We start from the raw sequence: 25,194 nt of genomic DNA on the forward strand, positions 1-25,194 counted from the left end.
GAAGCCGTTTGGCCGACCTCTGGAGTATGGAAGATTATTCAGACGAAGCGGGAAATTATTGTGGGGCAGTTGGCGCATCCGGAACCAGTAACATACCGGAAAGTCGACCGTAGGCGTTATTTAGCGTCTTCTGGCGGGTTGACTGACCGATCAGCGTGCTGAGTTCATCCAGACGCTGCTGTAGTAATGCTTTGAGCAACTGTTCGTTATCCAGCGTCTGTTTAATATACCCGGCAATCAAATCCTGAACGCTTCGCGTGATGCCAGATGGAGTTTGTTCTTCCATGACCACTTCAATACTTTGCAGATAGCTAACTTCCTGTTCCAGTAAAAGGTCCCATTCACCTCGCTGCGCCAGTTCCAGCAGCGAGTGACTGAGCAGCGCAATGCGCTGCCAACGGTTGATAAACTCCACGGCTGAGGTCATTAACGGGACTCCTGGGACGACGCGTTTGGTGAGATCTGTTTCCAGGCATCCGCGATGTTTCCGAGCAACCCTTCGACTTCTTCAATCGCCTGACAATCATTATTCAGATTTGCGTGCAATAAACGGCGAACCATATAGTCGTACAACGAAGAAAGATGGGTGGCGATCTCTCCTCCTTTTTCGTGGTCCAGGCCCGCCTTCAGACCATTATCGATGATATTGATTGCCTTGCTTAATGCCTCACCTTTGGCAACGATATCGCCTTGCTGCATAAACAGACGAGCGCGCACCAGGGCGCTATGTGCGCCATCAAACAACATTTCGATCAACTGATGCGGGTTGGCGCTCATCACGGCGCTTTCCACGCTGACCTGTGCATAGGCTTTGGTACCGCTCGCGGTATACATGCTTACCTCGTGTTATCAGGAATTATTCATCGCTGAAAATTGTTGGCCCAGATAGGTACTGGTGCTGTTCAGCTTACTCATCATGGAATCGAGTTGGGTAAACTGTGCTTTATAGCGAGCCACGACTTCATCAATGCTGTTACTCACGGTCAGATACTGCTTAGTCAGCAGTTTCAGGTTGGCGTTAATATTGTCTTGCGCATTGTCGATAATACCGTCATCGGCCAGATAGCTTTTTACTTCGGTGGCAATCTTGGTGGTAATACCGGTTTCTTTGCCGTCACCCACCAACAGTTCACGGGTCGCTGCTGTGTTATCTTTCAGTGCCTTAGCCAGTTTTTCTTCATCAATTTTTAACTTGCCAGTGCCGCCATCCTGAGTAATGCCAATCTCAGACATGGTTTTAAACGGGGACTCGCTGCCGCTGTTAGCAAATGGCGCACGAATACCGTTTTGAATGGTACGGAGAACACTGTCGCCCAGTAACGCGCCGTTATCTGCACTGGCCGCTTCACCCGGTTCAACTTCTTTATATTTAGTCAGCGTACCAAAGGTATCGACCAGTGAGTTATAGGCTTCCACCCAGGCTTTAATTGCCGTTGTGGCCTTTTCATCACTTTTTGTTACCGTGATAGAGGCATCTTTGACTTCTTTGGTCAGTTGCAGCGTGATGCCCTGCGGTGCGTCAGTTACGGTATTGCTTTGACGTTCAATATCAATGCCGTTGACGGTCAGTTGCGCATTTTGCGCACCGACCAGTTGCTTCATTTTGCCGCTGCCCGCTTTGCTGTCATAGGACAGTAAATCGCTCAGTTTCGAATCATTCGAGACTGAGATGGTCATTTCGCTTTCAGTGCCGCTTTCAGCGGTTAACACTAACTGATAATCGTCTTCCTTAACCTTTACCAGACTTGCCGAAATACCGCTGTCCGCATCGTTAATGGCGTCACGAATATCCTCCAGAGAGGTTTCGCCTTTGCCTAACTTGATTTCCAGGGGGTCTTTACGACCCGGTTGTGAAATCGTTATGGTGCGTTCATCAACACTGGTATCGCCCAACTGTTCTTTGGTAGAGGTAATTTTGGACGTGGTTGATAGCGACTGTGCTTGTGCCAGTTTGGACACGCTGACGGTATATTTACCAGGAGCAGCACCGGCGGTCGTACTGACCTTTAAGTCTTCTGTGCTGCTGGTTGCCGTGGTGCTTTTAAACAGGTCGGCATTGTTCAGTGCGGTATTCGCCGTTTGAAATTTTTCTAATGCACTTTTCAGCGTACCGTACGCGGTCAGACGCGAGGTGTTAGCGCTCTGCTGCTGGGTAATGGGCGTTAAGCGCTTTTTCTCAGCAGTGGTTAAGTTTGTCAGCAATGTGTCCAGTGGTAAGTTCGAGCCAACGCCCAGTGATGTAAATGAAGGCATGCCTAATTCCTTGTGATTGCAAACAGTAGTTAACCGCTATATCGGCAATCTGCGCGCAAAGTTTAATAATAGTTTTGCAAAAATAATGCGCGGAATAGTGGTAATTAAAGCGGGTATTTCCGGGGCTAAGAAAAAAATGGGCGGAAAGTAAAAATTTTCTAAAGTTCGAATTTAAGGTGCCGATACATGGGTTACGGTCAGAAACCGTGGGCAACAGCCCAATAACATCGAGTTGTAATTGATAAGGAAAAGATCATGGCACAAGTCATCAATACAAACAGCCTGTCGCTGTTGACCCAGAATAACCTGAACAAATCTCAGTCTTCTCTGAGCTCCGCTATCGAGCGTCTGTCTTCCGGTCTGCGTATCAACAGCGCGAAAGACGATGCTGCAGGTCAGGCGATTGCAAACCGTTTCACCTCTAACATCAAAGGTCTGACTCAGGCGTCCCGTAACGCCAACGATGGTATCTCCATCGCGCAGACCACTGAAGGTTCTCTGTCTGAAATCAACAACAACCTGCAGCGTGTTCGTGAGCTGGCGGTTCAGTCCTCTACTGGTACCAACTCCCAGTCTGACCTCGACTCCATCCAGGCTGAAATCACTCAGCGTCTGAACGAAATCGACCGCGTATCCGGTCAGACCCAGTTCAACGGCGTGAAAGTACTGGCGAAAGACAACACCCTGACCATCCAGGTTGGTGCTAACGATGGCGAAACCATCGATATCAACCTGAAAGAAATCAACTCCAAAACCCTGGGTCTGGACTCACTGAACGTCCAGAAAGCCTATGACGTTAAAGCTACTGCAGTAACTGAAGGTACAACGAAAGGCTATACTCCAAGCACGACTGATATTGGTACTCTGGACTCTGCTGCGTTTAAAGCCGCTATTGGAAACTCTACTGGTGATACATTAACCGCTACATTTACCTTCAAAGATGGTCAATATTATGCGGATGTTACAGGCAACACGGCTACTGAGTCATCTAAGAATGGTAAATATGCTGTCGATGTAGATAGCACTGGTAAAGTCACGTTTGGAGCAACGCCTACTCTAGTTACTCCTTCCGGTGATGCCGCAGCAACCAAAGTTATGACTGAGACGGTTGGTACACCAGTAACTGTAACTCCTGCAGCAATTCAGGCATTGAAAGATGCCGGTGTTGATGCAACAGCAGCTGATGGCGCAAAACTAGTCAAAATGTCTTATACCGACAAAAATAATAAGACAATTGATGGTGGTTACGCTCTGGATGTGGGCGGCAAAAAATATGCCGCAACCTATACAGATGGCAAAGTAGAACTTAAGACAACTTCTTACACTGATGCTTCTGGTAAATCGGCAACCGCACTTAACCAACTGGGTGGCGTTGACGGTAAAACTGAACTGGTAGAAATTGCCGGTAAAACCTACACGGCTGCTAAAGCAAAAGGTCACAACTTCCAGGCAGAACCTAAACTGTCTGAAGCCGCTACTGCAACTACCGACAGCCCGCTGGCGAAAATCGACGCGGCGTTGGCTCAGGTTGCTGACCTGCGTTCCGACCTGGGTGCGGTACAGAACCGTTTCAACTCTACCATCACTAACCTGGGTAACACCGTCAACAACCTGTCTGAAGCCCGTAGCCGTATCGAAGATGCTGACTACGCGACCGAAGTGTCCAACATGTCTCGTGCAAACATTCTGCAACAGGCGGGTACTTCTGTTCTGGCGCAGGCCAACCAGACCACGCAGAACGTCCTGTCTCTGCTGCGTTAATTTACACTTATCGCGCAAACCCCGCTCCGGCGGGGTTTTTTACATTCCGCTTTACCCGTAACCCCCAAATAACCCCCCATTTCACCCACTATTCACCCGATTAAAACCCCTGCAGAAACGGATAATCATGCCGATAACTCATTTAACGCAGGGCTGTTTATCGTGAATTCACTGTATACCGCTGAAGGTGTAATGGATAAACACTCGCTGTGGCAGCGTTATGTACCGTTGGTGCGTCACGAAGCATTGCGCCTTCAGGTGCGCTTGCCGGCGAGCGTGGAACTGGATGACCTGCTACAAGCGGGCGGCATCGGGTTATTGAATGCAGTTGACCGATATGACGCTTTGCAAGGAACGGCATTTACCACTTACGCAGTGCAGCGTATTCGTGGGGCTATGCTGGATGAACTACGCAGCCGGGACTGGGTGCCGCGTAGCGTTCGGCGCAATGCCCGCGAAGTGGCACAGGCGATGGGGCAACTGGAGCAGGAATTAGGGCGTAACGCGACGGAAACTGAAGTGGCGGAGCGTCTGGGGATCCCTGTACAAGAGTATCGTCAGATGTTGCTTGATACCAATAATAGCCAACTCTTCTCCTACGACGAGTGGCGGGAAGAGCATGGCGATAGTATTGAGCTGGTGACAGAAGAACATCAGCAAGAAAACCCGTTACAACAGCTTCTTGAGGGGAACCTCCGTCAGCGCGTGATGGATGCGATTGATGCATTGCCGGAGCGCGAGAAGCTGGTATTGACGCTGTACTATCAGGAAGAGCTGAATCTGAAAGAGATTGGTGCTGTTCTGGAAGTGGGCGAATCACGGGTCAGTCAGTTGCACAGCCAGGCTATCAAACGTCTACGCACCAAGCTGGGTAAGCTATAAGGGGTAATCTTTGCCCCTGAACAATGCCGCATAACGTATTGACTACCAGGAGTTCTCATGACGGTGCAGCAATCAAAAAGACGGCCACTAAGCCGCTACCTCAAAGATTTCAAACACAGCCAGACGCATTGCGCCCATTGCTTTAAGTTGCTTGACAGGATCACGCTGGTTCGTCGCGGGCAGATTGTGAATAAGATAGCCATCTCCCGCCTGGACACGCTGCTTGATGATGCTGAATGGGCGCAGGAGAAAAAAGAGTGGGTGGCGTTATGCCGTTTCTGCGGTGATTTGCATTGCAAAGAGCAAAGCGACTTCTTTGACATCATCGGCTTTAAACAATTTTTGTTTGAGCAAACCGAAATGAGCCACGGCACGGTGCGCGAATATGTTGTTCGCCTGCGTCGTCTCGGCAATCATCTGACCGAACAAAAAATTTCTCATGACCTGCTGCAGGAAGGGTTCCTCGACGAAAACCTCGCCCCGTGGCTGCCAGAAACCAGCACCAATAATTACCGCATTGCGCTACGTAAGTATGAGCAGTTTAAAGCCCATACACATATGGGGCATATGCAGAAATCCGCCTGGACAGCCAGTTCTGATATATATTAAAAACGAATAAGGTGTAACAGAGTCGTGTTTGTGAATTACGGCGAACGTTCTACACTTCGGTCATAAATGATGGTCACTAATGACAATATTCGGGGTAACTATGAAATTAGCACTTCTGGGACGTCAGGCGCTGATGGGTGTAATGGCTGTTGCACTTGTCGCGGGTATGAGCGCAAAAACATTTGCGGACGAAGGTCTGTTAAATAAAGTGAAAGAGCGCGGCACGCTGCTGGTGGGGCTTGAAGGGACTTATCCCCCGTTTAGTTTCCAGGGTGACGATGGCAAACTGACCGGTTTTGAAGTGGAATTTGCCGAGGAGCTGGCTAAACATCTGGGTGTGAAAGCCTCGCTCAAGCCGACCAAATGGGACGGCATGCTGGCGTCGTTAGATTCCAAACGTATCGATGTGGTGATAAACCAGGTAACCATCTCTGACGAACGGAAGAAAAAATACGATTTCTCTACCCCGTATACGGTTTCTGGTATCCAGGCGCTGGTGAAGAAAGGTAATGAAGGCGTTATTAAGACTGCTGCCGATCTGAAAGGTAAAAAAGTCGGCGTTGGTCTGGGAACCAACTATGAAGAGTGGCTGCGTCAGAACGTGCAGGGCGTAGATATTCGTACCTATGATGATGATCCGACCAAATATCAGGATCTGCGCGTAGGCCGTATCGATGCCATTCTGGTTGACCGTCTGGCAGCGTTGGATCTGGTGAAGAAAACCAAAGACACACTGGCCGTGACTGGTGAAGCTTTCTCCCGCCAGGAATCTGGTGTGGCGCTGCGTAAAGGCAATGAAGATCTGCTGAAAGCCGTGGATGCAGCCATTGCCGATATGCAAAAAGACGGCACGCTGAAAGCCCTGTCCGAAAAATGGTTTGGAGCGGATGTGACGAAATAATCATCATCCGGATAAAAAAGGCGCCTTTAACAGCGCCTTTTTTTATTCCATTGCGCCTGAACGTGCATAATAAAAAGAACATCACAACAACTTCTACTCTCAGGCTTTTGGGCTGCTTGTTGCCCACAAGATGATGAGTAAACACCGGAGGCTCTATGCCACTGCATAACTTAACGCGCTTTCCCCGTCTGGAATTTATTGGCGCGCCCACGCCGCTCGAATATCTCCCGCGTTTCTCTGATTATCTCGGCCGCGATATTTTTATTAAACGCGATGACGTCACGCCGATGGCGATGGGCGGCAATAAACTGCGCAAACTGGAGTTTCTGGCGGCGGACGCGCTGCGTGAAGGCGCAGACACATTGATCACCGCAGGGGCTATCCAGTCGAACCACGTGCGTCAGACGGCGGCGGTCGCGGCGAAGCTGGGGCTTCACTGTGTGGCGCTGTTAGAAAACCCAATAGGCACGACTGCGGAAAATTATCTCAGTAACGGTAACCGCCTGCTGCTGGATCTGTTCAATACCCAGATTGAAATGTGTGATGCGCTGACCGACCCGAATGCGCAGCTTCAGGAACTGGCGACGCGGATTGAAGCGCAGGGGTTCCGCCCGTATGTGATCCCGGTTGGCGGTTCTAACGCGTTGGGTGCATTGGGTTATGTCGAAAGCGCACTGGAAATTGCTCAGCAGTGTGAAGGTGCCGTAGAACTGTCATCCGTCGTGGTGGCGTCGGGCAGTGCAGGAACGCACGCCGGGTTGGCGGTAGGGCTGGAACAATTGATGCCGAACGTTGAGCTTATCGGTGTCACCGTTTCGCGCAGTGTTGCTGACCAAAAACCAAAAGTCGTTGCGCTGCAGCAGGCCATTGCCAGTGAGCTGGAGCTGACTGCGGCGGCAGATATTTTACTGTGGGATGATTACTTTGCGCCGGGTTACGGTACGCCAAATGAAGAAGGCATGGAGGCGGTAAAACTGTTGGCGCGTCTGGAAGGCATTTTGTTGGATCCGGTGTATACCGGTAAAGCGATGGCAGGCCTGATTGACGGTATCAGCCAGAAACGCTTTAAAGATGAAGGGCCAATCCTCTTTATTCATACCGGTGGGGCACCTGCGTTGTTTGCCTACCATCCACATGTATGACAACCAGGTAGAAAAACACTAATGCAAGAAAGTATCCAACTGGTCATTGATTCGCTGCCGTATCTGCTGAAAGGGGCGGTATTTACGCTCCAACTGAGTATCGGCGGGATGTTTTTTGGCCTGGTGCTGGGGTTCATCCTGGCGCTAATGCGTTTATCGTCACTGTTGCCTGTGCGCTGGCTGGCGCGCTTTTATATCTCTATCTTTCGCGGTACGCCGTTAATTGCCCAACTGTTTATGATCTACTACGGTCTGCCGCAGTTTGGTATTGAGCTGGACCCGATCCCGGCAGCTATGATCGGTCTGTCGCTGAATACTGCGGCTTACGCGGCAGAAACGCTGCGTGCGGCCATCTCCTCCATTGATAAAGGTCAGTGGGAAGCCGGGGCGAGTATCGGTATGACACCGTGGCAGACGATGCGCAGGGCGATCCTGCCGCAGGCTGCGCGGGTTGCGCTTCCACCGCTGAGCAACAGCTTTATCAGTCTGGTGAAAGACACATCACTGGCCGCGACCATCCAGGTACCGGAACTGTTCCGCCAGGCGCAGCTGATTACTTCACGCACGCTGGAAGTGTTTACCATGTATCTGGCGGCCTCGCTGATTTACTGGGTCATGGCGACGGTGCTTTCTGCGCTGCAGAACTATTTTGAAGAACAGCTCAACCGCCAGGAGAGAGAGCCGAAATGAGTACTATTGAAGTCAGAAACCTGGTGAAAAAATTTCACGGGCAAACGGTACTGCACGGCATTGATCTGGACGTTAAGCCTGGTGAAGTCGTGGCGATTATCGGGCCGAGCGGTTCAGGTAAAACCACGCTGCTGCGCAGTATAAATTTGCTGGAACAACCGGAGGCGGGCACCATCAAGGTTGGAGATATTACCATTGATACCGCGCGTTCCTTAAGCCAGCAGAAAGGACAGATTCGCCAGTTGCGCCAGCATGTGGGGTTTGTGTTCCAGAACTTTAATTTATTTCCACATCGCACAGTACTGGAAAACATTATTGAAGGTCCGGTAATTGTGAAGGGCGAACCGAAGGCGGAAGCGACAGCGCGCGCGCGTGAACTTCTGGCAAAGGTTGGGCTTGCGGGTAAAGAGAGCAGCTATCCACGGCGGTTATCCGGCGGTCAGCAGCAGCGTGTCGCTATTGCCCGGGCGCTGGCTATGCGTCCGGAAGTTATTCTTTTTGATGAACCGACCTCCGCGCTTGACCCGGAACTGGTTGGCGAAGTGCTTAATACTATTCGTCAACTGGCGCAGGAAAAGCGCACCATGGTCATTGTGACGCACGAAATGAGTTTTGCGCGTGACGTTGCTGACCGGGCGATATTTATGGATCAGGGCAAGATAGTGGAGCAGGGGCCTGCAAAATCATTATTCACGCATCCGCAGCAACCGCGAACCCGTCAGTTTCTTGAAAAATTCCTGATGCAATAAAAGGTCAGAGAGCACTCATCGAAATAGTTTTTTTGGTGAGTGCTTGTTGCATAACTATTTATAATTACTGCTTTATTATTATTGCTTCATCCTGTCAGCATTGTGGGCTGTTACATTACACTCAAGTAATTTCTTATTTGTCCGATAATTTGCATATATAAAATACATTTATGTGTTAGCTTGTTTCGTACATTTGGATGATTATCAATCTCAGGGGCATTACCACTTAGTATGCAGGATCATGATTTCTTCACCTGGCGACGGAGCATGCTGTTACGCTTTCAGGAAATGGCGGCGGCAGAGGATGTCTATAACGAATTACAACTTCAGACGCAGCACTTAGAGTTCGATTTTTATGCGCTCTGTGTCCGGCATCCCGTACCCTTTACCCGACCTAAAACGGTACTTCATACGACGTATCCCAAAGCATGGGTCGCACATTACCAATCAGAAAATTATTTCGCTATCGATCCGGTACTGAAACCCGAAAACTTCAGTCAGGGCCACTTACCGTGGGATGACGCCTTGTTCCGTGACGCACAACCGCTGTGGGACGCCGCGCGTAATCACGGTCTGCGCAAGGGGATGACGCAATGCTTAATGTTGCCAAATCGGGCGCTAGGCTTTTTGTCCGTTTCACGCGCAAGTGTGCGTAATGGCCGCTATGCCCAGGATGAAGTCGAACTTAGGATGCAACTGCTGGTACGAGAAAGTCTGTCAGTACTTATGCGGCTGGAAGATGACATGGTCATGGCGCCGGAGATGCGTTTTAGCAAGCGCGAAAAAGAGATTCTGAAATGGACCGCTGAGGGGAAAACCTCTTCCGAGATAGCAATGATTCTGTCGATCTCTGAAAATACCGTTAACTTTCATCAGAAGAATATGCAGAAGAAGTTTAACGCGCCAAACAAAACACAGATTGCTTGTTATGCCGCTGCAACAGGGCTTATCTGAATAAAATGTCGTTCTGAGTGTCAGACGCAAAACCGGCTGAGAGCATCGCTGTCAGCCGGTTTCTTATCACTGACGATAGGCCTGTTTAATTTGTTTAACAGTGCTGGTAAATACCGCGGCCTGTGTTTCGTCCTCAATCAACGCGATCTGTTTTTCCATTTTAAGAATCACGCGTCCTGCATCGGCTTGTCCCATAGCCTGCAGCATCAGCGTTAACATGGCCTTCAGGCAGGTGACTTCATTAGCCAGTTCTTGATTATTCTCAGCAGTGGAAAAATCAGGCGTACTCATTTATTTTCCTCGTTATGTTTCAATGAAAAAGTGCGATGGCAAACGTCAAGGCGGCGGAGTATACCATAAGCTCGGCTAAAAATATCTGAGGTTGTTTTTTGCACAAACAAAACCCAATGAGATTAAAATAAACAAGATGTTGCAGTGCATATATTTTCTCCATTCATTGTTTATTCCGAGTATTTTACTCGTTAATTATTGTTACAAGCTTACCTTCCTATTTAGCATTCAGCGTAAGAATATGAATTTTTTGTCACTATTCTGAAACAGCTATGCAGATATAAGCGCGGGCAAACAGCCTTCAACCGTGAAAGTTTCCACGGTTCGTACAATCTAATTTCCAAAAACGAGAGCAAAATCGAAAGTCGGGTGTTTTTTAGATTTCAAAGTTGAGATAAAACCCGTTAACATAGGACCGATTAACTATCGGTAGCGTTATCCCTATTCTGGAGATATTCCTTTGATCAACGTTTTTCTTGTTGATGACCACGAACTGGTGCGCGCAGGGATACGACGCATTCTGGAAGATATAAAAGGCATTAAAGTTGTCGGCGAGGCGTGCTGCGGCGAAGATGCGGTCAAATGGTGCCGCACTAACGCCGTCGACGTTGTGCTGATGGACATGAATATGCCCGGTATTGGCGGTCTGGAGGCAACCCGCAAAATTGCGCGTTCCTCGGCTGACATTAAAGTGATCATGTTGACTGTTCATACCGAAAACCCATTGCCGGCAAAAGTTATGCAGGCGGGAGCCGCGGGCTATCTCAGCAAGGGGGCCGCCCCTCAGGAAGTCGTGAGCGCGATTCGTTCGGTTTTTTCCGGGCAGCGCTACATTGCTTCCGATATTGCGCAACAAATGGCGCTTAGCCAGATTGAGCCAGAGAAAACGGAAACCCCGTTTGCCAGTTTGTCTGAACGCGAGTTGCAGATTATGCTGATGATCACCAAAGGCCAGAAGGTCAATGAGATCTCAGAACAACTGAATCTTAGTCCCAAAACAGTGAACAGCTACCGCTATCGAATGTTCAGTAAATTAAACATTCATGGCGATGTGGAGCTGACTCACCTGGCAATTCGCCATGGCCTGTGTAATGCGGAGACATTAACAAGCCTGTGACCGAACAGTTCGATGCTAAAGCGTTTCTGAAAACCGTGACCAGCCAGCCTGGCGTCTATCGTATGTACGATACCGCCGGGACGGTTATCTATGTTGGTAAAGCGAAAGACCTGAAAAAACGGCTCTCCAGCTATTTCCGCAGCAATCTCGCGTCGCGTAAAACCGAAGCGCTGGTGGCACAAATTCAGCAGATTGATGTCACGGTGACGCACACCGAAACTGAAGCATTATTGCTTGAGCACAATTACATCAAGCTGTACCAGCCGCGCTATAACGTATTGCTGCGCGATGATAAATCCTATCCCTTTATTTTCCTCAGTGGCGATACCCATCCGCGTCTGGCGACGCATCGCGGCGCCAAGCATGCTAAAGGTGAATACTTTGGACCGTTTCCTAACGGTTATGCCGTCCGCGAGACGCTGGCGCTATTGCAGAAAATTTTCCCAATACGTCAGTGTGAAAATAGCGTTTATCGCAACCGTTCACGCCCGTGTTTGCAATATCAGATTGGCCGCTGCCTTGGGCCATGCGTCGCCGGTCTGGTGAGTGAAGAAGAGTACGCACAGCAGGTCGACTATGTACGGCTGTTTTTATCCGGCAAAGACGATCAGGTGTTAACGCAACTGATAACCCGGATGGAGAAGGCCAGCCAGAACCTTGAGTTTGAAGAGGCCGCACGCATCCGCGACCAAATTCAGGCGGTTCGCCGTGTAACTGAAAAACAGTTTGTTTCCAATACTGGCGACGATCTGGATGTTATCGGCGTGGCATTTGATGCCGGAATGGCCTGTGTACACGTCTTGTTCATTCGTCAGGGTAAAGTGTTAGGCAGTCGCAGCTATTTTCCTAAAGTACCAGGGGGAACGGAGCTGGGCGAGGTAGTTGAAACCTTCGTTGGGCAGTTCTATTTACAGGGTAGCCAGGTGCGTACCTTGCCCGGGGAGATCCTGCTTGATTTTAATCTTAGCGATAAGACGCTGTTGGCTGACTCTTTGTCTGAACTGGCCGGGCGGAAGATTAACGTCCAGACGAAACCGCGAGGCGATCGCGCCCGATATTTGAAGCTGGCGCGTACCAATGCGGCTACGGCGTTAACCACCAAACTTTCCCAGCAGTCCACTATTACCCAACGTCTGACGGCGCTGGCATCCGTGCTGAAACTGCCTGCGGTGAAACGCATGGAATGTTTTGACATTAGCCACACGATGGGCGAGCAGACCGTTGCCTCCTGCGTGGTTTTTGACGCTAACGGGCCGCTGCGCGCAGAGTATCGTCGCTATAACATTACGGGTATTACGCCGGGTGATGATTACGCGGCGATGAACCAGGTACTGCGTCGGCGTTACGGTAAGGCAATAGAAGAAAGTAAGATCCCGGATGTTATTTTGATCGACGGCGGTAAAGGCCAGCTAGGGCAGGCGAAAGCTGTTTTTGCTGAACTGGACGTGCCCTGGGATAAACAGCATCCTCTGTTACTGGGTGTGGCAAAAGGGGCAGATCGCAAAGCTGGCCTGGAAACCCTGTTCTTCGAACCGGAAGGTGAGGGGTTTAGCCTGCCGCCGGACTCCCCTGCGTTGCACGTTATTCAGCATATCCGCGATGAGTCTCACGATCACGCCATCAGCGGACACCGTAAAAAACGTGCGAAGGTAAAAAGCACCAGCACGCTGGAAACCATCGAAGGCGTTGGCCCTAAGCGCCGACAAATGTTGTTGAAATATATGGGGGGTTTGCAAGGGCTTCGTAACGCCAGTGTCGAAGAAATTGCAAAAGTGCCGGGTATTTCGCAAGCTCTGGCAGAAAAGATCTTCTACTCGTTGAAACATTAAGCCCTCTGTAGCAACATAGGGGTAATTTCACTGACAACAGATAGTTATCCGTCATATGCAATTTAATATCCCTACATTGCTCACGCTGTTTCGCGTCATTCTGATCCCATTCTTTGTATTGGCGTTTTATCTGCCATTCACCTGGGCTCCCTTCGTTTGTGCGCTGATTTTCTGTATCGCAGCCGTTACCGACTGGTTTGACGGTTTTCTGGCGCGCCGCTGGAACCAAAGCACCCGTTTCGGGGCGTTCCTCGATCCGGTGGCAGATAAAGTCCTGGTGGCTATTGCGATGGTGCTGGTGACGGAGCACTACCACAGCTGGTGGGTGACATTGCCTGCCGCCACGATGATCGCGCGTGAAATTATCATTTCAGCGCTGCGTGAATGGATGGCAGAACTTGGCAAGCGTAGCAGCGTGGCGGTGTCGTGGATCGGTAAAGTCAAAACGACATCGCAAATGGCGGCGCTGGCATGGCTGCTGTGGCGCCCAAATATCTGGGTAGAGTATGCCGGGATTGCACTTTTCTTTGTCGCCGCGATTCTGACTTTATGGTCAATGTTCCAGTATTTGAGCGCTGCGCGGGGAGATTTGCTTGATCAGTGATCGTTTCGCCGCAAATTTCAGCAAACGATCGTAAGTGGTGAAAAATATCGTTGACTCATTGCGTCAGGTAAGTAGAATGCAACGCATCGAACGGCGGCACTGATTGCCAGACGATAACAAAATCAAGTGATTAACAAAGTTACTTGGTGATGCGGGAATAGCTCAGTTGGTAGAGCACGACCTTGCCAAGGTCGGGGTCGCGAGTTCGAGTCTCGTTTCCCGCTCCAAATTTAAAACATCGGCATTTGCGGATGTTTGGCTGTAAAGCCAGAAGATTTTGGCGCGTTAGCAAAGCGGTTATGTAGCGGATTGCAAATCCGTCTAGTCCGGTTCGACTCCGGAACGCGCCTCCAATTTCTTCCCGAGCCCGGATGGTGGAATCGGTAGACACAAGGGATTTAAAATCCCTCGGCGTTCGCGCTGTGTGGGTTCAAGTCCCACTCCGGGTACCATGGGAAACATCAGAATAATCAAAGCAATAAGCAGTGTCTTGAAACCACCTCCGGGTGGTTTTTTTGTGCCTGAAATTCATGTCCTGTGCATATCCTGTGCTCACGGGGTGCAATGAGCTGCAATCTCCAGCCTGGCAATGCCGAATCGAACGTGTCGCCTCCAGCATAGAGAACCAGGTTGCTTTGCCTGTTTTCCGGTACGCTTCCGGGAAGGGGGGCCCGCTGAGCAAGCTGTAATGCTCTAGCCACCCTGAGTACAAAGTTGCTTAATTCGTGCAATCACCTCATCTCTGTACTTCTGGTGTCCGCGCATAGCCCGTGGATGGGCAATTCTGAAACAGATTGCATTACCTGTTTTGAACTCCCATAGCTTCCCCGGAATGACTGAAGAAGTCTCATAGCCGCCCAGCTCAGTAAGCACCTGTTTTATGATGTAGTCTGTTCTCCGGGCTCCAGATGCAAAGATGATGAAATCAGGCTCAAGGTGTTTAATTTGTACCGCCAGTAGCTTCAGCGAGGCTAATATGACTTCCTGCACTTCATTTTGAGGGCGATTGAGAGGGGTCAGTCCGTCGTAATCCCACGCCAGTAGATTGGCATACACGATAGCCTGAGGAGGGATATTAAGCTCCCGGGCCAGCCTTAAATGATATTGCGTGAAGCGGCTACGTGATTTGAGGTTTGTGGTGCCATCATTTTGTACCGGAAGTTGATTCCTGTAACGATCTACAGCTTCTTCAACCACCTGCCCGATGGTGACGTCAGGTATAAGTCCCAACACCCGTGATATCGTATTCTTACCATTCAGCGTATTCCAGCCTGCGGTTTCACGTCCAACCAGCATGATTTTTACCGGTGAATGCCAGTATTCTTCAAACGGCACGGGTAAAAAGACGCCTGAGTATTTATCTTCATTCAGGTTAAATGACTGGGCGTCAACTTCCTGTAATATCCGTTTGTACGCGTCTAATAGCCTTTCCATTCTTCAATCCTGCCCCGTAATAAAAACACTTACAGATATATATTATTTTCATGATATCAATCAGATACATGAGGATAAATATGCAAAAATCCTTCCGATTCACCAATTCGTCCATCAAAGCCCTTCCGGCAAACACAGATACCCGATCTACAGAGCTTGAGGTATCCGATACTGAGGTCATTGGCCTCAAATGCCTCTCAGGTCGAACGGGTAACAAACGTTTCCTCCTGCGCTACACATTCCACGGTACCAAAAAAAGTATCAGTATTGGCAGATTCCCTGAAATTGATGTGGGGACAGCCCGTCAGATAGCCCGTCGTCACAAGGAGGCGATTGCTCTGGGAAATGACCCTAAGGCAGAGCGCGATAATTATCGTGCGATGCCAACGCTTAGTGAGTTTTTTCACCTGACCTATGTTCCGTTCATCAAGCGCCATAAAAAGTCCTGGGATAAGGATGTTCAGCGTTTCACGCAATACATTGAACCTCGTCTGGGGAAGATACGTTACTGCGACCTTCGGGCCCGGGAAATCCAGCAGGTGCTTTTCGACATGCTTGAGGGTCGTATTCACGGCCAGCAGTATGCACCGTCTACCTGTAACAGGGCACTGGCTATTCTGAAAACTATGGGGCGTTATGCGCTACGACAGGATGTCCTGGAGAAGAATGAAGCCGATAAGATCCCTTTGCTGAAGGAGAATAATCAGCGGACGCGCTTTTTTGACGCCGATGAGATCAGAAGGATCCTCGACGCTGCGGCACGATACCCCAATAAGGCAGCCGGGGGACTGATAGCCATGCTGCTGTTAACCGGTACACGCAAATCAGAAATGCTGAATGTCATGCACAAACATATTGATCGGGATAACAGGTCGTTATTCATTCCTTATACTAAGAATGGTCGCAGCAGAACTGTGTATCTCAGTGATGTTGCATTATCTATTATTGATTCGATCCCACGGGCTGGCAGCAACCCCTATCTGTTTGCCGTAAAAGATAATGGAAAACCAATATCAGAACCCCGGTGGGCCTATGAAAAAATACTGGCAGAGTGCGGGATAGATAAAAGTGAAGTCTGTTTCCACACTACGCGCCATTCCGTCGCATCATTACTTGTCTCCAGCGGACAGTACAGTCTGTATGACGTTAAAGCCCAGCTTGCGCATGCCAGTATTCAGAGTACGGAGCGCTACGCAAAACTGACACCAGAGCGAATGCGTCAGACCGGGCAGGGTGTTACCGACCTTCTTTTACCCCCCGTAGCTACCAGTAAAGAACAGTGATTTTTGCATCTCTTAAACGTGGAGAATGATTATGCCGTTAAAGTGCCCTAAGTGCGGTAGTCGGAATACAGTCACAGAAACTGCCGGAAATATAGCAAAGGTGACTCGCGATGACCGGTATCTGACATCGACATCCGGTTATATTAGCCCGGAGCAATTACCAGAATTGCTTAAAGCAATCATCAGGGCGATACAGCGTCTATTTGGATTCCTTAAACAGCGTGAAAGGAATAATGCTCCAGTGCTTATCTGCAAGGATTGTGGATATTATGAAAGAATTTAGATGACGCCTGAAGGCAATTCCAGATTCTTTACCCTGTCTGTGTAACCCCGATACTTAAAACGTATCGGGTTTTATTGTTTATGAGGATTATTCAATGAAATTTATCTCGAGCTGGCAAGACCTGCCGTCGCTCCTTCTTCCCGATTCAGTTATGTCTGTCTTGAGAAAAGAACTGATACTTCCATTTGATGATGAACTTTCCGCAATGAATTTTTGGGGCGAGGTGGGTGTAACATTAATGTACATTGAACCCGGTGATGTTCCCGAAGATATTAAACGACACGTACTGGATGTAATTCATCATTTAATTGCAAACCCTGAGTTCGTGGTCCATCTGACAGATGAATATTACTTGATGCTATCAATTACAGAAGATAATGGAAATGGTATTTATCTGTTGTTTCATCCCAATTGTCCTCTGGGCGGGATTGATAAATTAATGTCTATGGCGGAATCCCGTCTGTAAATCAGATTAAAATCAGGAGATGAAAATGAGAAAATCAAAGTCAGGAAAAAATAATAATGAACACGAGAAGCTGGAGTTAAATAATGATTTAAGTGATATTGAAAAAGGTATCACTGAAGATGGCCAAATATTACCTGAAGAGAGTTATAAGCTGCTCATTGAATCAGGTCAGGCGGAAAAAATCAGCCCTAAAGCCAGCGGTATTCTGACATGGCAACTGGCTATGTCTGAAACGGATAATGAACTTTACCTGCGTCTCATGGCAAATGGCAGCGGTGGATTGTTCTCTAAAGACTGGGTCCCACTTTCTAAGATTGAAAGTGTACTCGAAGTTCAACCGACAACGGGCTTCACATCAGGCGTATTCAGATCATTATTTAAAGGAGCAAGTGCCAATAATGCCGGTTTTCTGGCTGCTGTTTTACGCTCCCCGGATATATGTCTGCTTGAGGCGCACCCTGAGAAGTTGTTTACGCATGTTTTATATGCTGACTGGCGGGCGCGTCTTAAAACACTCGGTAAGGTTGGCGATTGAGAAAGGATTGCGAAGAATTAATTCTTTACCAGAACTGTTATACAACCAGAAACTACTACACATCTCTACTCACCTTTTACAGGAAAATCTATTATGCAAACCCAGTATGTCTTAAAACAGGCAGGATTAACGCTGCCTGTCACTAAATTATTTCAGCAGCACATCGTTACGCTTCTGGCAGAACAATCTCAGCAAACATCGGTCAGGGCAGTAGTCATTAATTTTCGTGACCCGGACTACAGTGCAGAATCCGGCGGATTTCATCCGGTTGAAATGCGGTTCATCCGCCAGGATAACGAATGGTATTTCGATTATGTCACAGACTTTAGTTACATGGGACGAGTCTATCCGGAGCTGGAAAAGGAAATGGACTTTTGTTGGTCAGGTCAATACGTCTTCCATTATCTGGCTGGGGATATTTCACTGGCGGCAGAGAGGAATGAACTCTGGTCCTTATGGGAGGGTAATTTTATGGATTACCTGTCTATGGGGATTTACCGGGTAACGGTAACTGTGGAAAGTTGTTGACCTGTTATGAACAGGAAGAAAACTGGCATCTTTGTAATCCTCTTCATGCGCAGTACATCGCAGCATGATGATGATACTGGTTGTACCGGACCGTTCGCATAAACATGTGCAGACGCGGGGGATCTCAGATCCCTCGTGGTTTTACCAACATTCCCCCTAAATGACCAATCAGGGGGATGTCTGTTAATCATTACCCCAACGGACGTTTTACACCCTTAAAATTATGTCGATATTACAGTTGGTTAGACGCAATTGTGAGTGAGGGTTCTTAATTTCAAATCCATAAAGGTACGGACTATGGACCGAACACGAGGCGAGAAAATAGCCGAGAGACTGGGATGGATCTTACTTCAGCTTTATACGGGCAATACCCTGTCAGTCGATGACATTTGCCAGCAGTTTTCCGTGTGCCATCGCACAGGGCAGCGTGACTTATTGAGAGTGGAAACCGTAACAGAGGTGATTGCACCCGGCAAAGTGCGACTGGCCCCTCTGATAAGAGAGCGCGTCAGACAGGGTATCTGAGGGTTTTTTATTAATACCAGATAATACAGACCGGCTGAAAGCAGATATTTTTGGAACCCCCTAAAAACGAGGTATCGAAATATTTTTATCAACCAGGACATAACCTGTCCCTCCCTCATATTACCCTTCGTCTGAAATATATATCACACGCATAATTTACCGAGGCTTCATATCATGAAAAAGATTGTTATTACATTTTTTGTTATAGGATTTTCTACCACCTCGTTTGCAGCCAAAATATCGCTTGAAACGGCAGGGCTCTGCTATGAAGCGACCCGACAATCAACAAAAATGGCCATGCTATTAGACCCGGACGCTGCTGAATATAAACATCTCAATAACAATACGAAAGAGTTATTCGGAACGCTGTCGGGGGGCGTGGGAGAAAAGGATACAAAGAAAATACGGGATGCCTGGAAAACCGTCCTGGATAATGCCGGAATGGAAGGTCGCATGGCTAAATCTGATGGATATCGGGAAATGAACCGATATCCACAGGAGGTGATTATGCAGGAAGCCAATAAATGTGTCCGTCTGGCTCTTAAAGCAGGACTTGTTAAACTCTGAGTCCTTAAGAATAATATCGGGAGCATAAGCTCCCGTATTCTTCAGGCACAATATAATGCCAGTCAGATTTTTCGTTTTTCCAGATGACACTGATAAGATGTTCCACCTTGGTCGGCGATAAACCAGTCTACCGCTTCTCCCGTAAGTCTGTTAATCGAGACATGTGATACACCCCCCCAATTTTTTTTATCTCTTGAACCCTCGATCACATACTCTATTTTTTCATCAGTGATTATGGGATGTACAACCCGGAACCAGGTATCATCCCGTCCTTGTGGTTCGCCATCAATATCAACAATTACGGCTTCAGTAAACCAGGAAGTACTTTTCCCGTTAGCAACACACGTACTACCTGAATTGGCACTTATGTTGAAACAGAGTTTGTTTTGTGACAAATAGGGGCTCGGCCAAATACTTGCAGAGTCATCCCCACTTTTGTCTTTAGGGCTGCACGCAATAAGGGATGATTCAGCCAGGGCAGGCAAGCTTACGAGTAGGGATAACGCAAGATATTTAAATTTCATGGGGGGAGATGTCCTTATAGGTGGTTCTGCTTCCAGGTGCAAAGCTAAACCACCATTCTTAGCTTTACAGATATAATTTGAAAACCTTGTGGGATCTTCGGGTTAGGTTGTGTCTCTTAACCTGAGATAACTTACACGGGAGCCATCGCCCCCGCTATGTTTTTATATATTCAGCCGAAAATCCAGTTCCAGGCCTTTTTTAATCCACTGACTACGGCCTTTTTGGCGGCTTTTACGACCACGCGCAAAGGCACTGGCAGGGTATTATCAATAATATCATCAAGAACGCGATCGACGGTATCACCAAATCCTTCCGTTGCCTCTTCTGTAACTGTACGGGTTTTGTGCTCGTCTCTCACCTGAGAAGCGACGCCGCTTTGAGCGTGCTTTGGGAGCGCACGAACCATTGCCTCCACCAAATGGGTCACATTGTATCCCTCACTGGCGGCGACAGCGATCACCGGATGGTCAGTAAACCCAAATCGCTGTGTGATATATGCTTCTTTATCGAGGATATTTTGCATCTGGGATGGAGAAGGCCGGGCGTTGACAACATCCCACTCACGGAATGGCTCAATTTTGTCGACCTGATTAAGCACAAACAGTGTTTTAGCCTCACCGCCAGCAGGGGCCAGCACATTTTTGTAGAAATGTTCATCCGCAGAAAAGGCGCGATCATCGCCTTTAATCACCCAGAGAACCAGATCCAGCTGTGGTAACAGATTACGATAAAGTTGTTCATATTCAGCGTCACGCTCAGCATTTTCGCCCACACCCGGAATATCAATCAACCGCACTGAGCGTTTGCCAAACTGGATGCGCATTTCCTGCGTTTCACGGGTACAGGCGGCGACATCGCTGACTGCACAAATATCACCCTTAAAAATCGCATTACATAAACTGGACTTCCCGGCTCCGGTCTTTCCCATAATGCCAATGACCGGCTCATAACTGATAACGTCATTGATGCGTCGGGCAATACTGTCCCTGATATTTTCAGGTAATATTTCAAGAGCATCCTTCACAGGATTTCGATTTTTAGTTTCTGTATTATTCATCTTGAGCACCATTCTCCATTCTCGCTTTAATTAACGCACACTCGTAATAAGAAATAATTACTTTTAGCAAGGCATTCACTTTTTCCAGATCACGGGGTGCCGCGTAACCGACGATCCCTTTTTTCATAGGGCTGAAGCGTTCCTTGCGGGAAAGGTTCATTGCGGCCAGTTGATCATCAATACCGTGCATTAACAAATGACCGTTTTCACCAGCACTGAAGTGATTGCAAATCATCTCGGCATGCCTGAGTAGGTTTTCGGGAACTACATTGAATGGCGCGTCAAGCCAGGCTTTAAGATGCGCATTCTGTTCATTATCATTGGCGTCAAGAAGACCGCTGAGTAAGTCCGTTGCTATGTTTTCGAAAAAATTCTCGAGCGCTTTTTCATCTTTATTCATTAGAGGTATCTCCGGTTGATTCCGTACTTTCATTCTGCTCGTATCGTTTCAGGGCAAGGCGTATGTCTTGCGTAACCTGATTACGAATCGATGCTGGTTTTAGAACTTCAACCTCGGGCATCCAGTATTTGATGAGAGGGATAATTTGGCCGAAGTGAGCCACCCGTGAAATCACGAGCAAATCACCGCTTGCGGAAGTGTGAATAATTTCCTGACCCGGCAACAGCGCGCGGCGCAAGAACCACGGGGCTACACGTGCAGAAACTGACATCAGTACTTCAGTAAGCTCTGCGCCATACCAGATACTTTCCGCATTCTCGATTTGCAGATGAATTTCCGGCGACATGGCAAATGACATGTTACTGGGGAGAACCTTTTTCATGTTTGAAATGACGAAACTTTTCAGCACTCCTCCCTCAATGGCAGCGAGATACCAGATCCCTCTGTCACTGACGAGACGATAGGGTTCAATGGCGCTGTAACTTTTCGCTTTATACATAAAGCTTATTTTTTTGCTGCCGCGAATCGCGTCTGACAATGTATTCAACGTAGACATAAAAACCCCACAATTTTCGTAGGGACGCTGTTTGATCAGAAACGGATTATTTTCGGCATTGCCCAGCAATATGCCTAACAGGCGGTCATCCCAGCGTGGAAATAACCCTTCAATACCCAGAATACGCGTAAAGCGGCGCAAGTCAGTATTGCTGCGCTGTCCCAGAACACCAACGGGAAGATGATATTTCTTACCACTGCGAAGAAGGTTGAGATAAGCCAGTCGCTGCGTAAGATCACGCCGGATGGTCTTATCACAGACATTAAACTCTTCAGCGAGCCCACTCACCGTGACTGATTCACCGTTGTTAAGGCGAGTCAGTATCAATCCAAGGCGATACCCAAGTTTGTCATGCTTATCCATTCAGGCATCCAATCAATTGAAGCTGGAAGGATATTTTCAGCAGGGTGCTGGACAAGATGAGTCCAGGCTGAAGCAGGATTTCTAAAAAATAAAAACCATAAAATTCAGTGATATATTTTCAGCATGGTTTTTGTGGACTCAAACTGTCCATTTCGGGGTCGTTGCGGGAAGCGGCTTTATTACCGGTGCCTCATTACGCCCAAACAGTAAAGCCCACGACAGGGAGCGTGGGCTTAGCAAACAGGTATTCAGCGTGAAGGATTTACAACACTGCCGAGGGCAATGCGAAGCCGGGATATACCGGCTTTATAAGGTCCATCAGGCGATTCATTCGGGAAGTCAGGGAACCAAAGATAATGGGTGGGAGCTTAGCCCGACCTGCATTTTTGACATCACTGGCTGTTACAGAGTAGCCTGCGGCGACCAGCCATGCTGCGACCTCAGTGCTGGTTTGTCGCTTTCTGTCGTCCGGCGTGAGCCCCCATTGATGTTGAGCCAGGGCCCGCAGGAAAAGGCGAACAAGGACATCATCGCTTCGATTTTGTCCTACTTTTAGTTTCAGTGGGGTAAAAACGTTTCTGCAATAGAGAAAATCACACCAGTCTTCCCAGTCGGCTTCATCTTTCAAAGCATGTGTCTGCCGCCAGTCATCGAATAGCTGGCGTTGCTTAAGTGCCTGTGACATATCATCCCACGGACGGGAATGCATTAACAAATGCCCTTCATTCATAGTGGGTGTTATCAATTGGCGTTTGAAGTCGAATTCCAGGTTTAACCTGATCTCGGACTCAACAGCGACCAGATCGCTTTCATTCAACCACATATCACGGGTTGAAATGAGAGACCCTCTGCGTAGTTTCTGACCCGGAGCCCTGTTCATATAGAGAACTACCATATAACGGTTATAGTCGTCGCGTGGAATATCAGCAGGGGGTTTAACGCCTGCACGTGCATGGACGATTGGGAAGCCTTCTGATTCCTTATAGGTCAACTGCCCCCGGGTTTTCATGGCGACCAGTTGTCGGACCTGATGTTTACAGGTCAGCATAGACGAGCCCGGATCCGCAATGTCGCATAACGCCTGAAAACGTGAAGATAGCGGACCAGACATATCGATATTCTCGAGAGAGACATCTGTCAGAAAACCATCTGTAGTCACACTGACCACGGTTGCATTCGGCGGAAGTGCATTCATCAACTCGCCCACCACCGCGCGGACAAATCCCGTGACATGTGCAGCAAAAAATGGCTGGGTGACTGACGAAGGCGGCAGAGGGCTGTTCAGCCCACGGGCGGTATCAAATGCAGTCTTTGCGTGAAGACCCTGAGCGAGTTTTCCATACAAAGAATTTCCGATCTCTTTCCAGAATTTCTCCTCCAGAGACCCTTTATCATGGCGATTACGATTTTCGCGAACCTGTTGCACAAAGGGTAAAAACACGGAGCTTGCTGGTTTTGTCGGGGACGAGGCATTATCAGATTTATATTGACGCCATGGGATTATAATACCGTGCTGAATAGCTATTTCCGCACCCAGAGACAGTGCGAGGGCTATTTCCGGGGCGGTCGCCCATGACTCACCCGTCAAGGGAAAAAACAACCCATACTGGTCTGTTCTGACAGGCAGACAGGGGTAACGTACTGTGTCGGGGAATCGAAAACTGACCAGCGCAAATCCCATGGTATGTCCGCAAAATTCCTCAGGATTTTGGCTCGTATAAAGATTGTCATAATCGGGTTGCAAAACATCTAACAGGCCAGTGGTGTATGCGCCTGCCAAATCGTAGTCATACCATTGGCTTTCAGGGGTGATGCCCATCATAAAGCACTCATTTCGACCGCCGTGATAGCAGTTTATGGCGAACGTCTCATAGAGTTCCCTTGCGGGTATACTCTGCGTCGATTTTAACGTTCTGAATCCATGAGTATCCGGATTCCAGCACTGTTGCGATATTGTCCGGGTACCCATACAGACTTCAGGAGACTGGCCGCTTTCCTTAATGGTCTTGAGAAACCGGGAAACAGCCATCGCACCAATCGTGGTGGGGATGCGCTCAATCATCAGACTTTCAGTGCAGAACGATTTGACCTGTAAGGCATAGCGCACGGCAATTTCGGCATCACGAACTGCATAAGCTTCGAAACCGCGTCGATCGCCTTTTAAATACTGGCGCATATCGCTGATTGAATAAGGTGCTGGAATGGTGAGTTTCGGCAGACCAAGTAATTGGCCACATTCCGCCAGCCCCATCCCACCCGGCGTGATCAACAACGTATCGGTGAACGTCACATTGCTGCAACGGGGCGGGCTGGTCCGTTTATCAAACGTGATGAGGCTATTTTTTTCACGACGATTTTCGACTTCATCAAAATCAATACCGTAGCAGTTTTTAAAACTGCTAACTGTACTGCGAATTCCTTTCAGCAGTATTTTGTGATCGCTCCAGAAATCGGAAAACGAGGCAACATCAGCCCGCAGGAAATGAGCATACAGCGTAATCGAACCCGGCCATTCGTTAATCAGCTCATTCTTCAATAGCGGCGTCAGGGTTTTCGCGAGAAAGTTTTTCAGCGACAGGCGATCTTTTTTGTGGGCGCTGGCGGGGTACAGGATTCCGGGAACACCCGTTCCATCAGGCAGCACGACATAACTCTGATAAGACAGAATGTCGTTTTGCTTTGTCTGTGGGTTATAGACATATTCAGTGTCAAAGCCGATATCAAGATGTAACTGGCTGCTGACGTCCAGCCGTTTTTTTGATTTTTGCGGTATTAACGGAAAGTTATCACGTGTTTTAGCTGACCGGGCGACAGGTTGCGTCACTCCCGCCGCATCTGCGAGCAGTGCATTCATGTCAAACATAAGTGTTTTCTTATTCAGGTGAGCGGT

Annotated in this window: 27 protein-coding genes, 3 tRNA genes and 1 pseudogene; 19 read left to right on the top strand and 12 right to left on the bottom strand. The window is 48.5% G+C overall.

Annotated features, from left to right (window positions below; translation table 11 throughout):
- Nucleotides 1-55: 55 nt before the first annotated feature.
- Genes fliT through fliD form a run of 3 tightly spaced genes read right to left on the bottom strand, consistent with a single transcriptional unit; the run spans nucleotide 56 to nucleotide 2,253 of the window.
- Nucleotides 56-427, bottom strand: a complete 372-nt coding sequence (gene fliT / locus OGY19_RS21685; protein WP_048211316.1) for a flagella biosynthesis regulatory protein FliT — start codon at nucleotides 425-427, stop codon at nucleotides 56-58.
- On the bottom strand, nucleotides 427-834 hold the full coding sequence (gene fliS, locus OGY19_RS21690; protein WP_005127744.1) for a flagellar export chaperone FliS: 408 nt from the start codon (nucleotides 832-834) through the stop codon (nucleotides 427-429). Before fliS ends, fliT begins: the two co-directional genes overlap by 1 nt.
- Nucleotides 835-849: 15 nt before the next feature.
- The gene (gene fliD / locus OGY19_RS21695) at nucleotides 850-2,253 is read right to left on the bottom strand and encodes a flagellar filament capping protein FliD (protein WP_115601815.1); all 1,404 of its coding nucleotides are present in this window, start codon (nucleotides 2,251-2,253) and stop codon (nucleotides 850-852) included.
- 255 nt (nucleotides 2,254-2,508) lie between these two features.
- Between fliD and OGY19_RS21700 the strand changes: the two genes are divergently transcribed.
- The 8 genes from OGY19_RS21700 to sdiA all read left to right on the top strand — a co-directional run bounded on the left by OGY19_RS21700 (nucleotide 2,509) and on the right by sdiA (nucleotide 9,941).
- Entirely contained in the window at nucleotides 2,509-4,014 is a 1,506-nt protein-coding gene (locus tag OGY19_RS21700; RefSeq protein ID WP_115601816.1) for a FliC/FljB family flagellin, read from the top strand.
- A gap of 162 nt (nucleotides 4,015-4,176) precedes the next feature.
- Nucleotides 4,177-4,896 carry an RNA polymerase sigma factor FliA gene (fliA, locus tag OGY19_RS21705; RefSeq protein WP_005127740.1) on the top strand — a complete coding sequence of 240 codons (720 nt, stop codon included), beginning with the start codon at nucleotides 4,177-4,179 and terminating at the stop codon, nucleotides 4,894-4,896.
- A gap of 57 nt (nucleotides 4,897-4,953) precedes the next feature.
- Nucleotides 4,954-5,505, top strand: a complete 552-nt coding sequence (gene fliZ, locus OGY19_RS21710; protein ID WP_040232441.1) for a flagella biosynthesis regulatory protein FliZ — start codon at nucleotides 4,954-4,956, stop codon at nucleotides 5,503-5,505.
- Nucleotides 5,506-5,605: 100 nt separating this feature from the next.
- Nucleotides 5,606-6,406: a cystine ABC transporter substrate-binding protein gene (tcyJ, locus tag OGY19_RS21715; protein ID WP_005127738.1), complete on the top strand. Its 801-nt coding sequence runs from the start codon at nucleotides 5,606-5,608 to the stop codon at nucleotides 6,404-6,406.
- 155 nt (nucleotides 6,407-6,561) lie between these two features.
- A complete protein-coding gene (dcyD, locus tag OGY19_RS21720) occupies nucleotides 6,562-7,548 on the top strand; it encodes a D-cysteine desulfhydrase (RefSeq protein ID WP_115643231.1) in 987 nt (328 codons plus the stop codon).
- 21 nt (nucleotides 7,549-7,569) lie between these two features.
- Entirely contained in the window at nucleotides 7,570-8,238 is a 669-nt protein-coding gene (tcyL, locus tag OGY19_RS21725; protein WP_115601818.1) for a cystine ABC transporter permease, read from the top strand.
- Nucleotides 8,235-8,987, top strand: a complete 753-nt coding sequence (gene tcyN, locus OGY19_RS21730) for an L-cystine ABC transporter ATP-binding protein TcyN (RefSeq protein ID WP_005127735.1) — start codon at nucleotides 8,235-8,237, stop codon at nucleotides 8,985-8,987. Before tcyL ends, tcyN begins: the two co-directional genes overlap by 4 nt.
- A gap of 231 nt (nucleotides 8,988-9,218) precedes the next feature.
- Nucleotides 9,219-9,941, top strand: a complete 723-nt coding sequence (gene sdiA, locus OGY19_RS21735) for a quorum-sensing transcriptional regulator SdiA (RefSeq protein ID WP_048211322.1) — start codon at nucleotides 9,219-9,221, stop codon at nucleotides 9,939-9,941.
- A gap of 66 nt (nucleotides 9,942-10,007) precedes the next feature.
- Here the strand turns inward: sdiA and OGY19_RS21740 are convergent, their stop codons facing one another.
- From OGY19_RS21740 to OGY19_RS24640, 3 genes and pseudogenes are all read right to left on the bottom strand, one after another.
- A complete protein-coding gene (locus OGY19_RS21740; protein WP_005127733.1) occupies nucleotides 10,008-10,232 on the bottom strand; it encodes a DUF2594 family protein in 225 nt (74 codons plus the stop codon).
- Nucleotides 10,229-10,342: a hypothetical protein gene (locus tag OGY19_RS21745; protein ID WP_101743137.1), complete on the bottom strand. Its 114-nt coding sequence runs from the start codon at nucleotides 10,340-10,342 to the stop codon at nucleotides 10,229-10,231. The genes OGY19_RS21740 and OGY19_RS21745 overlap by 4 nt, the downstream gene beginning before the upstream one ends.
- A pseudogene (locus OGY19_RS24640) lies at nucleotides 10,315-10,395 on the bottom strand (hypothetical protein); the annotation flags it as partial. The gene OGY19_RS21745 and the pseudogene OGY19_RS24640, both read right to left, overlap by 28 nt.
- A 297-nt stretch (nucleotides 10,396-10,692) precedes the next feature.
- On the opposite strand from OGY19_RS24640, the gene uvrY reads away from it, so the two are divergent.
- From uvrY to OGY19_RS21775, 6 genes are all read left to right on the top strand, one after another.
- Nucleotides 10,693-11,349, top strand: a complete 657-nt coding sequence (gene uvrY, locus OGY19_RS21750) for a UvrY/SirA/GacA family response regulator transcription factor (protein WP_048211324.1) — start codon at nucleotides 10,693-10,695, stop codon at nucleotides 11,347-11,349.
- Nucleotides 11,346-13,178 carry an excinuclease ABC subunit UvrC gene (uvrC, locus tag OGY19_RS21755; RefSeq protein WP_061068101.1) on the top strand — a complete coding sequence of 611 codons (1,833 nt, stop codon included), beginning with the start codon at nucleotides 11,346-11,348 and terminating at the stop codon, nucleotides 13,176-13,178. The genes uvrY and uvrC overlap by 4 nt, the downstream gene beginning before the upstream one ends.
- Nucleotides 13,179-13,233: 55 nt before the next feature.
- The gene (gene pgsA / locus OGY19_RS21760) at nucleotides 13,234-13,782 is read left to right on the top strand and encodes a CDP-diacylglycerol--glycerol-3-phosphate 3-phosphatidyltransferase (RefSeq protein ID WP_003030490.1); all 549 of its coding nucleotides are present in this window, start codon (nucleotides 13,234-13,236) and stop codon (nucleotides 13,780-13,782) included.
- A 151-nt stretch (nucleotides 13,783-13,933) separates the two neighbouring features.
- Nucleotides 13,934-14,009: transfer RNA gene (locus OGY19_RS21765), tRNA-Gly, on the top strand.
- Nucleotides 14,010-14,061: 52 nt separating this feature from the next.
- Nucleotides 14,062-14,135 (top strand) — tRNA-Cys (locus OGY19_RS21770).
- Nucleotides 14,136-14,147: 12 nt separating this feature from the next.
- Nucleotides 14,148-14,234, top strand: a tRNA-Leu gene (locus OGY19_RS21775).
- 241 nt (nucleotides 14,235-14,475) lie between these two features.
- On the opposite strand, the gene OGY19_RS21780 is transcribed toward OGY19_RS21775, so the two are convergent.
- Nucleotides 14,476-15,216, bottom strand: coding sequence for a hypothetical protein (locus OGY19_RS21780; RefSeq protein WP_286597191.1), 741 nt, complete (start codon nucleotides 15,214-15,216; stop codon nucleotides 14,476-14,478).
- A gap of 80 nt (nucleotides 15,217-15,296) precedes the next feature.
- Between OGY19_RS21780 and OGY19_RS21785 the strand changes: the two genes are divergently transcribed.
- The 5 genes from OGY19_RS21785 (at nucleotide 15,297) to OGY19_RS21805 (ending at nucleotide 19,403) form a co-directional block, all read left to right on the top strand.
- On the top strand, nucleotides 15,297-16,499 hold the full coding sequence (locus tag OGY19_RS21785; RefSeq protein WP_047601065.1) for a site-specific integrase: 1,203 nt from the start codon (nucleotides 15,297-15,299) through the stop codon (nucleotides 16,497-16,499).
- Between the two features lie 377 nt (nucleotides 16,500-16,876).
- Complete coding sequence (locus OGY19_RS21790; protein WP_023314390.1) at nucleotides 16,877-17,248, top strand: hypothetical protein; 372 nt, start codon at nucleotides 16,877-16,879, stop codon at nucleotides 17,246-17,248.
- A gap of 25 nt (nucleotides 17,249-17,273) precedes the next feature.
- Nucleotides 17,274-17,783 (top strand): hypothetical protein, encoded by a 510-nt coding sequence (locus OGY19_RS21795; protein ID WP_286597195.1) that lies wholly within the window; start codon nucleotides 17,274-17,276, stop codon nucleotides 17,781-17,783.
- A gap of 93 nt (nucleotides 17,784-17,876) precedes the next feature.
- Nucleotides 17,877-18,311 carry a DUF2787 family protein gene (locus OGY19_RS21800; RefSeq protein ID WP_047741667.1) on the top strand — a complete coding sequence of 145 codons (435 nt, stop codon included), beginning with the start codon at nucleotides 17,877-17,879 and terminating at the stop codon, nucleotides 18,309-18,311.
- 699 nt (nucleotides 18,312-19,010) lie between these two features.
- Nucleotides 19,011-19,403, top strand: coding sequence for a hypothetical protein (locus tag OGY19_RS21805; protein ID WP_286597196.1), 393 nt, complete (start codon nucleotides 19,011-19,013; stop codon nucleotides 19,401-19,403).
- Nucleotides 19,404-19,465: 62 nt separating this feature from the next.
- On the opposite strand, the gene OGY19_RS21810 is transcribed toward OGY19_RS21805, so the two are convergent.
- From OGY19_RS21810 to OGY19_RS21830, 5 genes are all read right to left on the bottom strand, one after another.
- Nucleotides 19,466-19,927, bottom strand: a complete 462-nt coding sequence (locus OGY19_RS21810) for a hypothetical protein (protein WP_021536924.1) — start codon at nucleotides 19,925-19,927, stop codon at nucleotides 19,466-19,468.
- 170 nt (nucleotides 19,928-20,097) lie between these two features.
- Nucleotides 20,098-20,985 carry a GTPase family protein gene (locus OGY19_RS21815; RefSeq protein WP_286597198.1) on the bottom strand — a complete coding sequence of 296 codons (888 nt, stop codon included), beginning with the start codon at nucleotides 20,983-20,985 and terminating at the stop codon, nucleotides 20,098-20,100.
- Complete coding sequence (locus OGY19_RS21820; RefSeq protein WP_021536926.1) at nucleotides 20,978-21,385, bottom strand: hypothetical protein; 408 nt, start codon at nucleotides 21,383-21,385, stop codon at nucleotides 20,978-20,980. The genes OGY19_RS21815 and OGY19_RS21820 overlap by 8 nt, the downstream gene beginning before the upstream one ends.
- On the bottom strand, nucleotides 21,378-22,304 hold the full coding sequence (locus OGY19_RS21825) for a helix-turn-helix transcriptional regulator (RefSeq protein WP_286597199.1): 927 nt from the start codon (nucleotides 22,302-22,304) through the stop codon (nucleotides 21,378-21,380). The genes OGY19_RS21820 and OGY19_RS21825 overlap by 8 nt, the downstream gene beginning before the upstream one ends.
- A 262-nt stretch (nucleotides 22,305-22,566) precedes the next feature.
- Nucleotides 22,567-25,167, bottom strand: a complete 2,601-nt coding sequence (locus tag OGY19_RS21830) for a DNA polymerase type-B family protein (RefSeq protein ID WP_502873222.1) — start codon at nucleotides 25,165-25,167, stop codon at nucleotides 22,567-22,569.
- Nucleotides 25,168-25,194: the final 27 nt, after the last annotated feature.

This window comes from Citrobacter sp. Cy070 (assembly GCF_030332245.1).
In the GTDB taxonomy this organism is placed as follows: Bacteria; Pseudomonadota; Gammaproteobacteria; order Enterobacterales; family Enterobacteriaceae; genus Citrobacter; species Citrobacter youngae.

Bases quoted from the DNA above. Each gene is read 5' to 3' on its own strand.
- fliT (WP_048211316.1), bottom strand. From the start codon at position 427: ATGACCTCAGCCGTGGAGTTTATCAACCGTTGGCAGCGCATTGCGCTG.
- fliS (WP_005127744.1), bottom strand. From the start codon at position 834: ATGTATACCGCGAGCGGTACCAAAGCCTATGCACAGGTCAGCGTGGAA.
- fliD (WP_115601815.1), bottom strand. From the start codon at position 2,253: ATGCCTTCATTTACATCACTGGGCGTTGGCTCGAACTTACCACTGGAC.
- OGY19_RS21700 (WP_115601816.1), top strand. From the start codon at position 2,509: ATGGCACAAGTCATCAATACAAACAGCCTGTCGCTGTTGACCCAGAAT.
- fliZ (WP_040232441.1), top strand. From the start codon at position 4,954: ATGACGGTGCAGCAATCAAAAAGACGGCCACTAAGCCGCTACCTCAAA.
- tcyJ (WP_005127738.1), top strand. From the start codon at position 5,606: ATGAAATTAGCACTTCTGGGACGTCAGGCGCTGATGGGTGTAATGGCT.
- dcyD (WP_115643231.1), top strand. From the start codon at position 6,562: ATGCCACTGCATAACTTAACGCGCTTTCCCCGTCTGGAATTTATTGGC.
- tcyL (WP_115601818.1), top strand. From the start codon at position 7,570: ATGCAAGAAAGTATCCAACTGGTCATTGATTCGCTGCCGTATCTGCTG.
- tcyN (WP_005127735.1), top strand. From the start codon at position 8,235: ATGAGTACTATTGAAGTCAGAAACCTGGTGAAAAAATTTCACGGGCAA.
- sdiA (WP_048211322.1), top strand. From the start codon at position 9,219: ATGCAGGATCATGATTTCTTCACCTGGCGACGGAGCATGCTGTTACGC.
- OGY19_RS21740 (WP_005127733.1), bottom strand. From the start codon at position 10,232: ATGAGTACGCCTGATTTTTCCACTGCTGAGAATAATCAAGAACTGGCT.
- pgsA (WP_003030490.1), top strand. From the start codon at position 13,234: ATGCAATTTAATATCCCTACATTGCTCACGCTGTTTCGCGTCATTCTG.
- OGY19_RS21780 (WP_286597191.1), bottom strand. From the start codon at position 15,216: ATGGAAAGGCTATTAGACGCGTACAAACGGATATTACAGGAAGTTGAC.
- OGY19_RS21785 (WP_047601065.1), top strand. From the start codon at position 15,297: ATGCAAAAATCCTTCCGATTCACCAATTCGTCCATCAAAGCCCTTCCG.
- OGY19_RS21790 (WP_023314390.1), top strand. From the start codon at position 16,877: ATGAAATTTATCTCGAGCTGGCAAGACCTGCCGTCGCTCCTTCTTCCC.
- OGY19_RS21795 (WP_286597195.1), top strand. From the start codon at position 17,274: ATGAGAAAATCAAAGTCAGGAAAAAATAATAATGAACACGAGAAGCTG.
- OGY19_RS21800 (WP_047741667.1), top strand. From the start codon at position 17,877: ATGCAAACCCAGTATGTCTTAAAACAGGCAGGATTAACGCTGCCTGTC.
- OGY19_RS21805 (WP_286597196.1), top strand. From the start codon at position 19,011: ATGAAAAAGATTGTTATTACATTTTTTGTTATAGGATTTTCTACCACC.
- OGY19_RS21810 (WP_021536924.1), bottom strand. From the start codon at position 19,927: ATGAAATTTAAATATCTTGCGTTATCCCTACTCGTAAGCTTGCCTGCC.
- OGY19_RS21815 (WP_286597198.1), bottom strand. From the start codon at position 20,985: ATGAATAATACAGAAACTAAAAATCGAAATCCTGTGAAGGATGCTCTT.
- OGY19_RS21820 (WP_021536926.1), bottom strand. From the start codon at position 21,385: ATGAATAAAGATGAAAAAGCGCTCGAGAATTTTTTCGAAAACATAGCA.
- OGY19_RS21825 (WP_286597199.1), bottom strand. From the start codon at position 22,304: ATGGATAAGCATGACAAACTTGGGTATCGCCTTGGATTGATACTGACT.
- OGY19_RS21830 (WP_502873222.1), bottom strand. From the start codon at position 25,167: ATGTTTGACATGAATGCACTGCTCGCAGATGCGGCGGGAGTGACGCAA.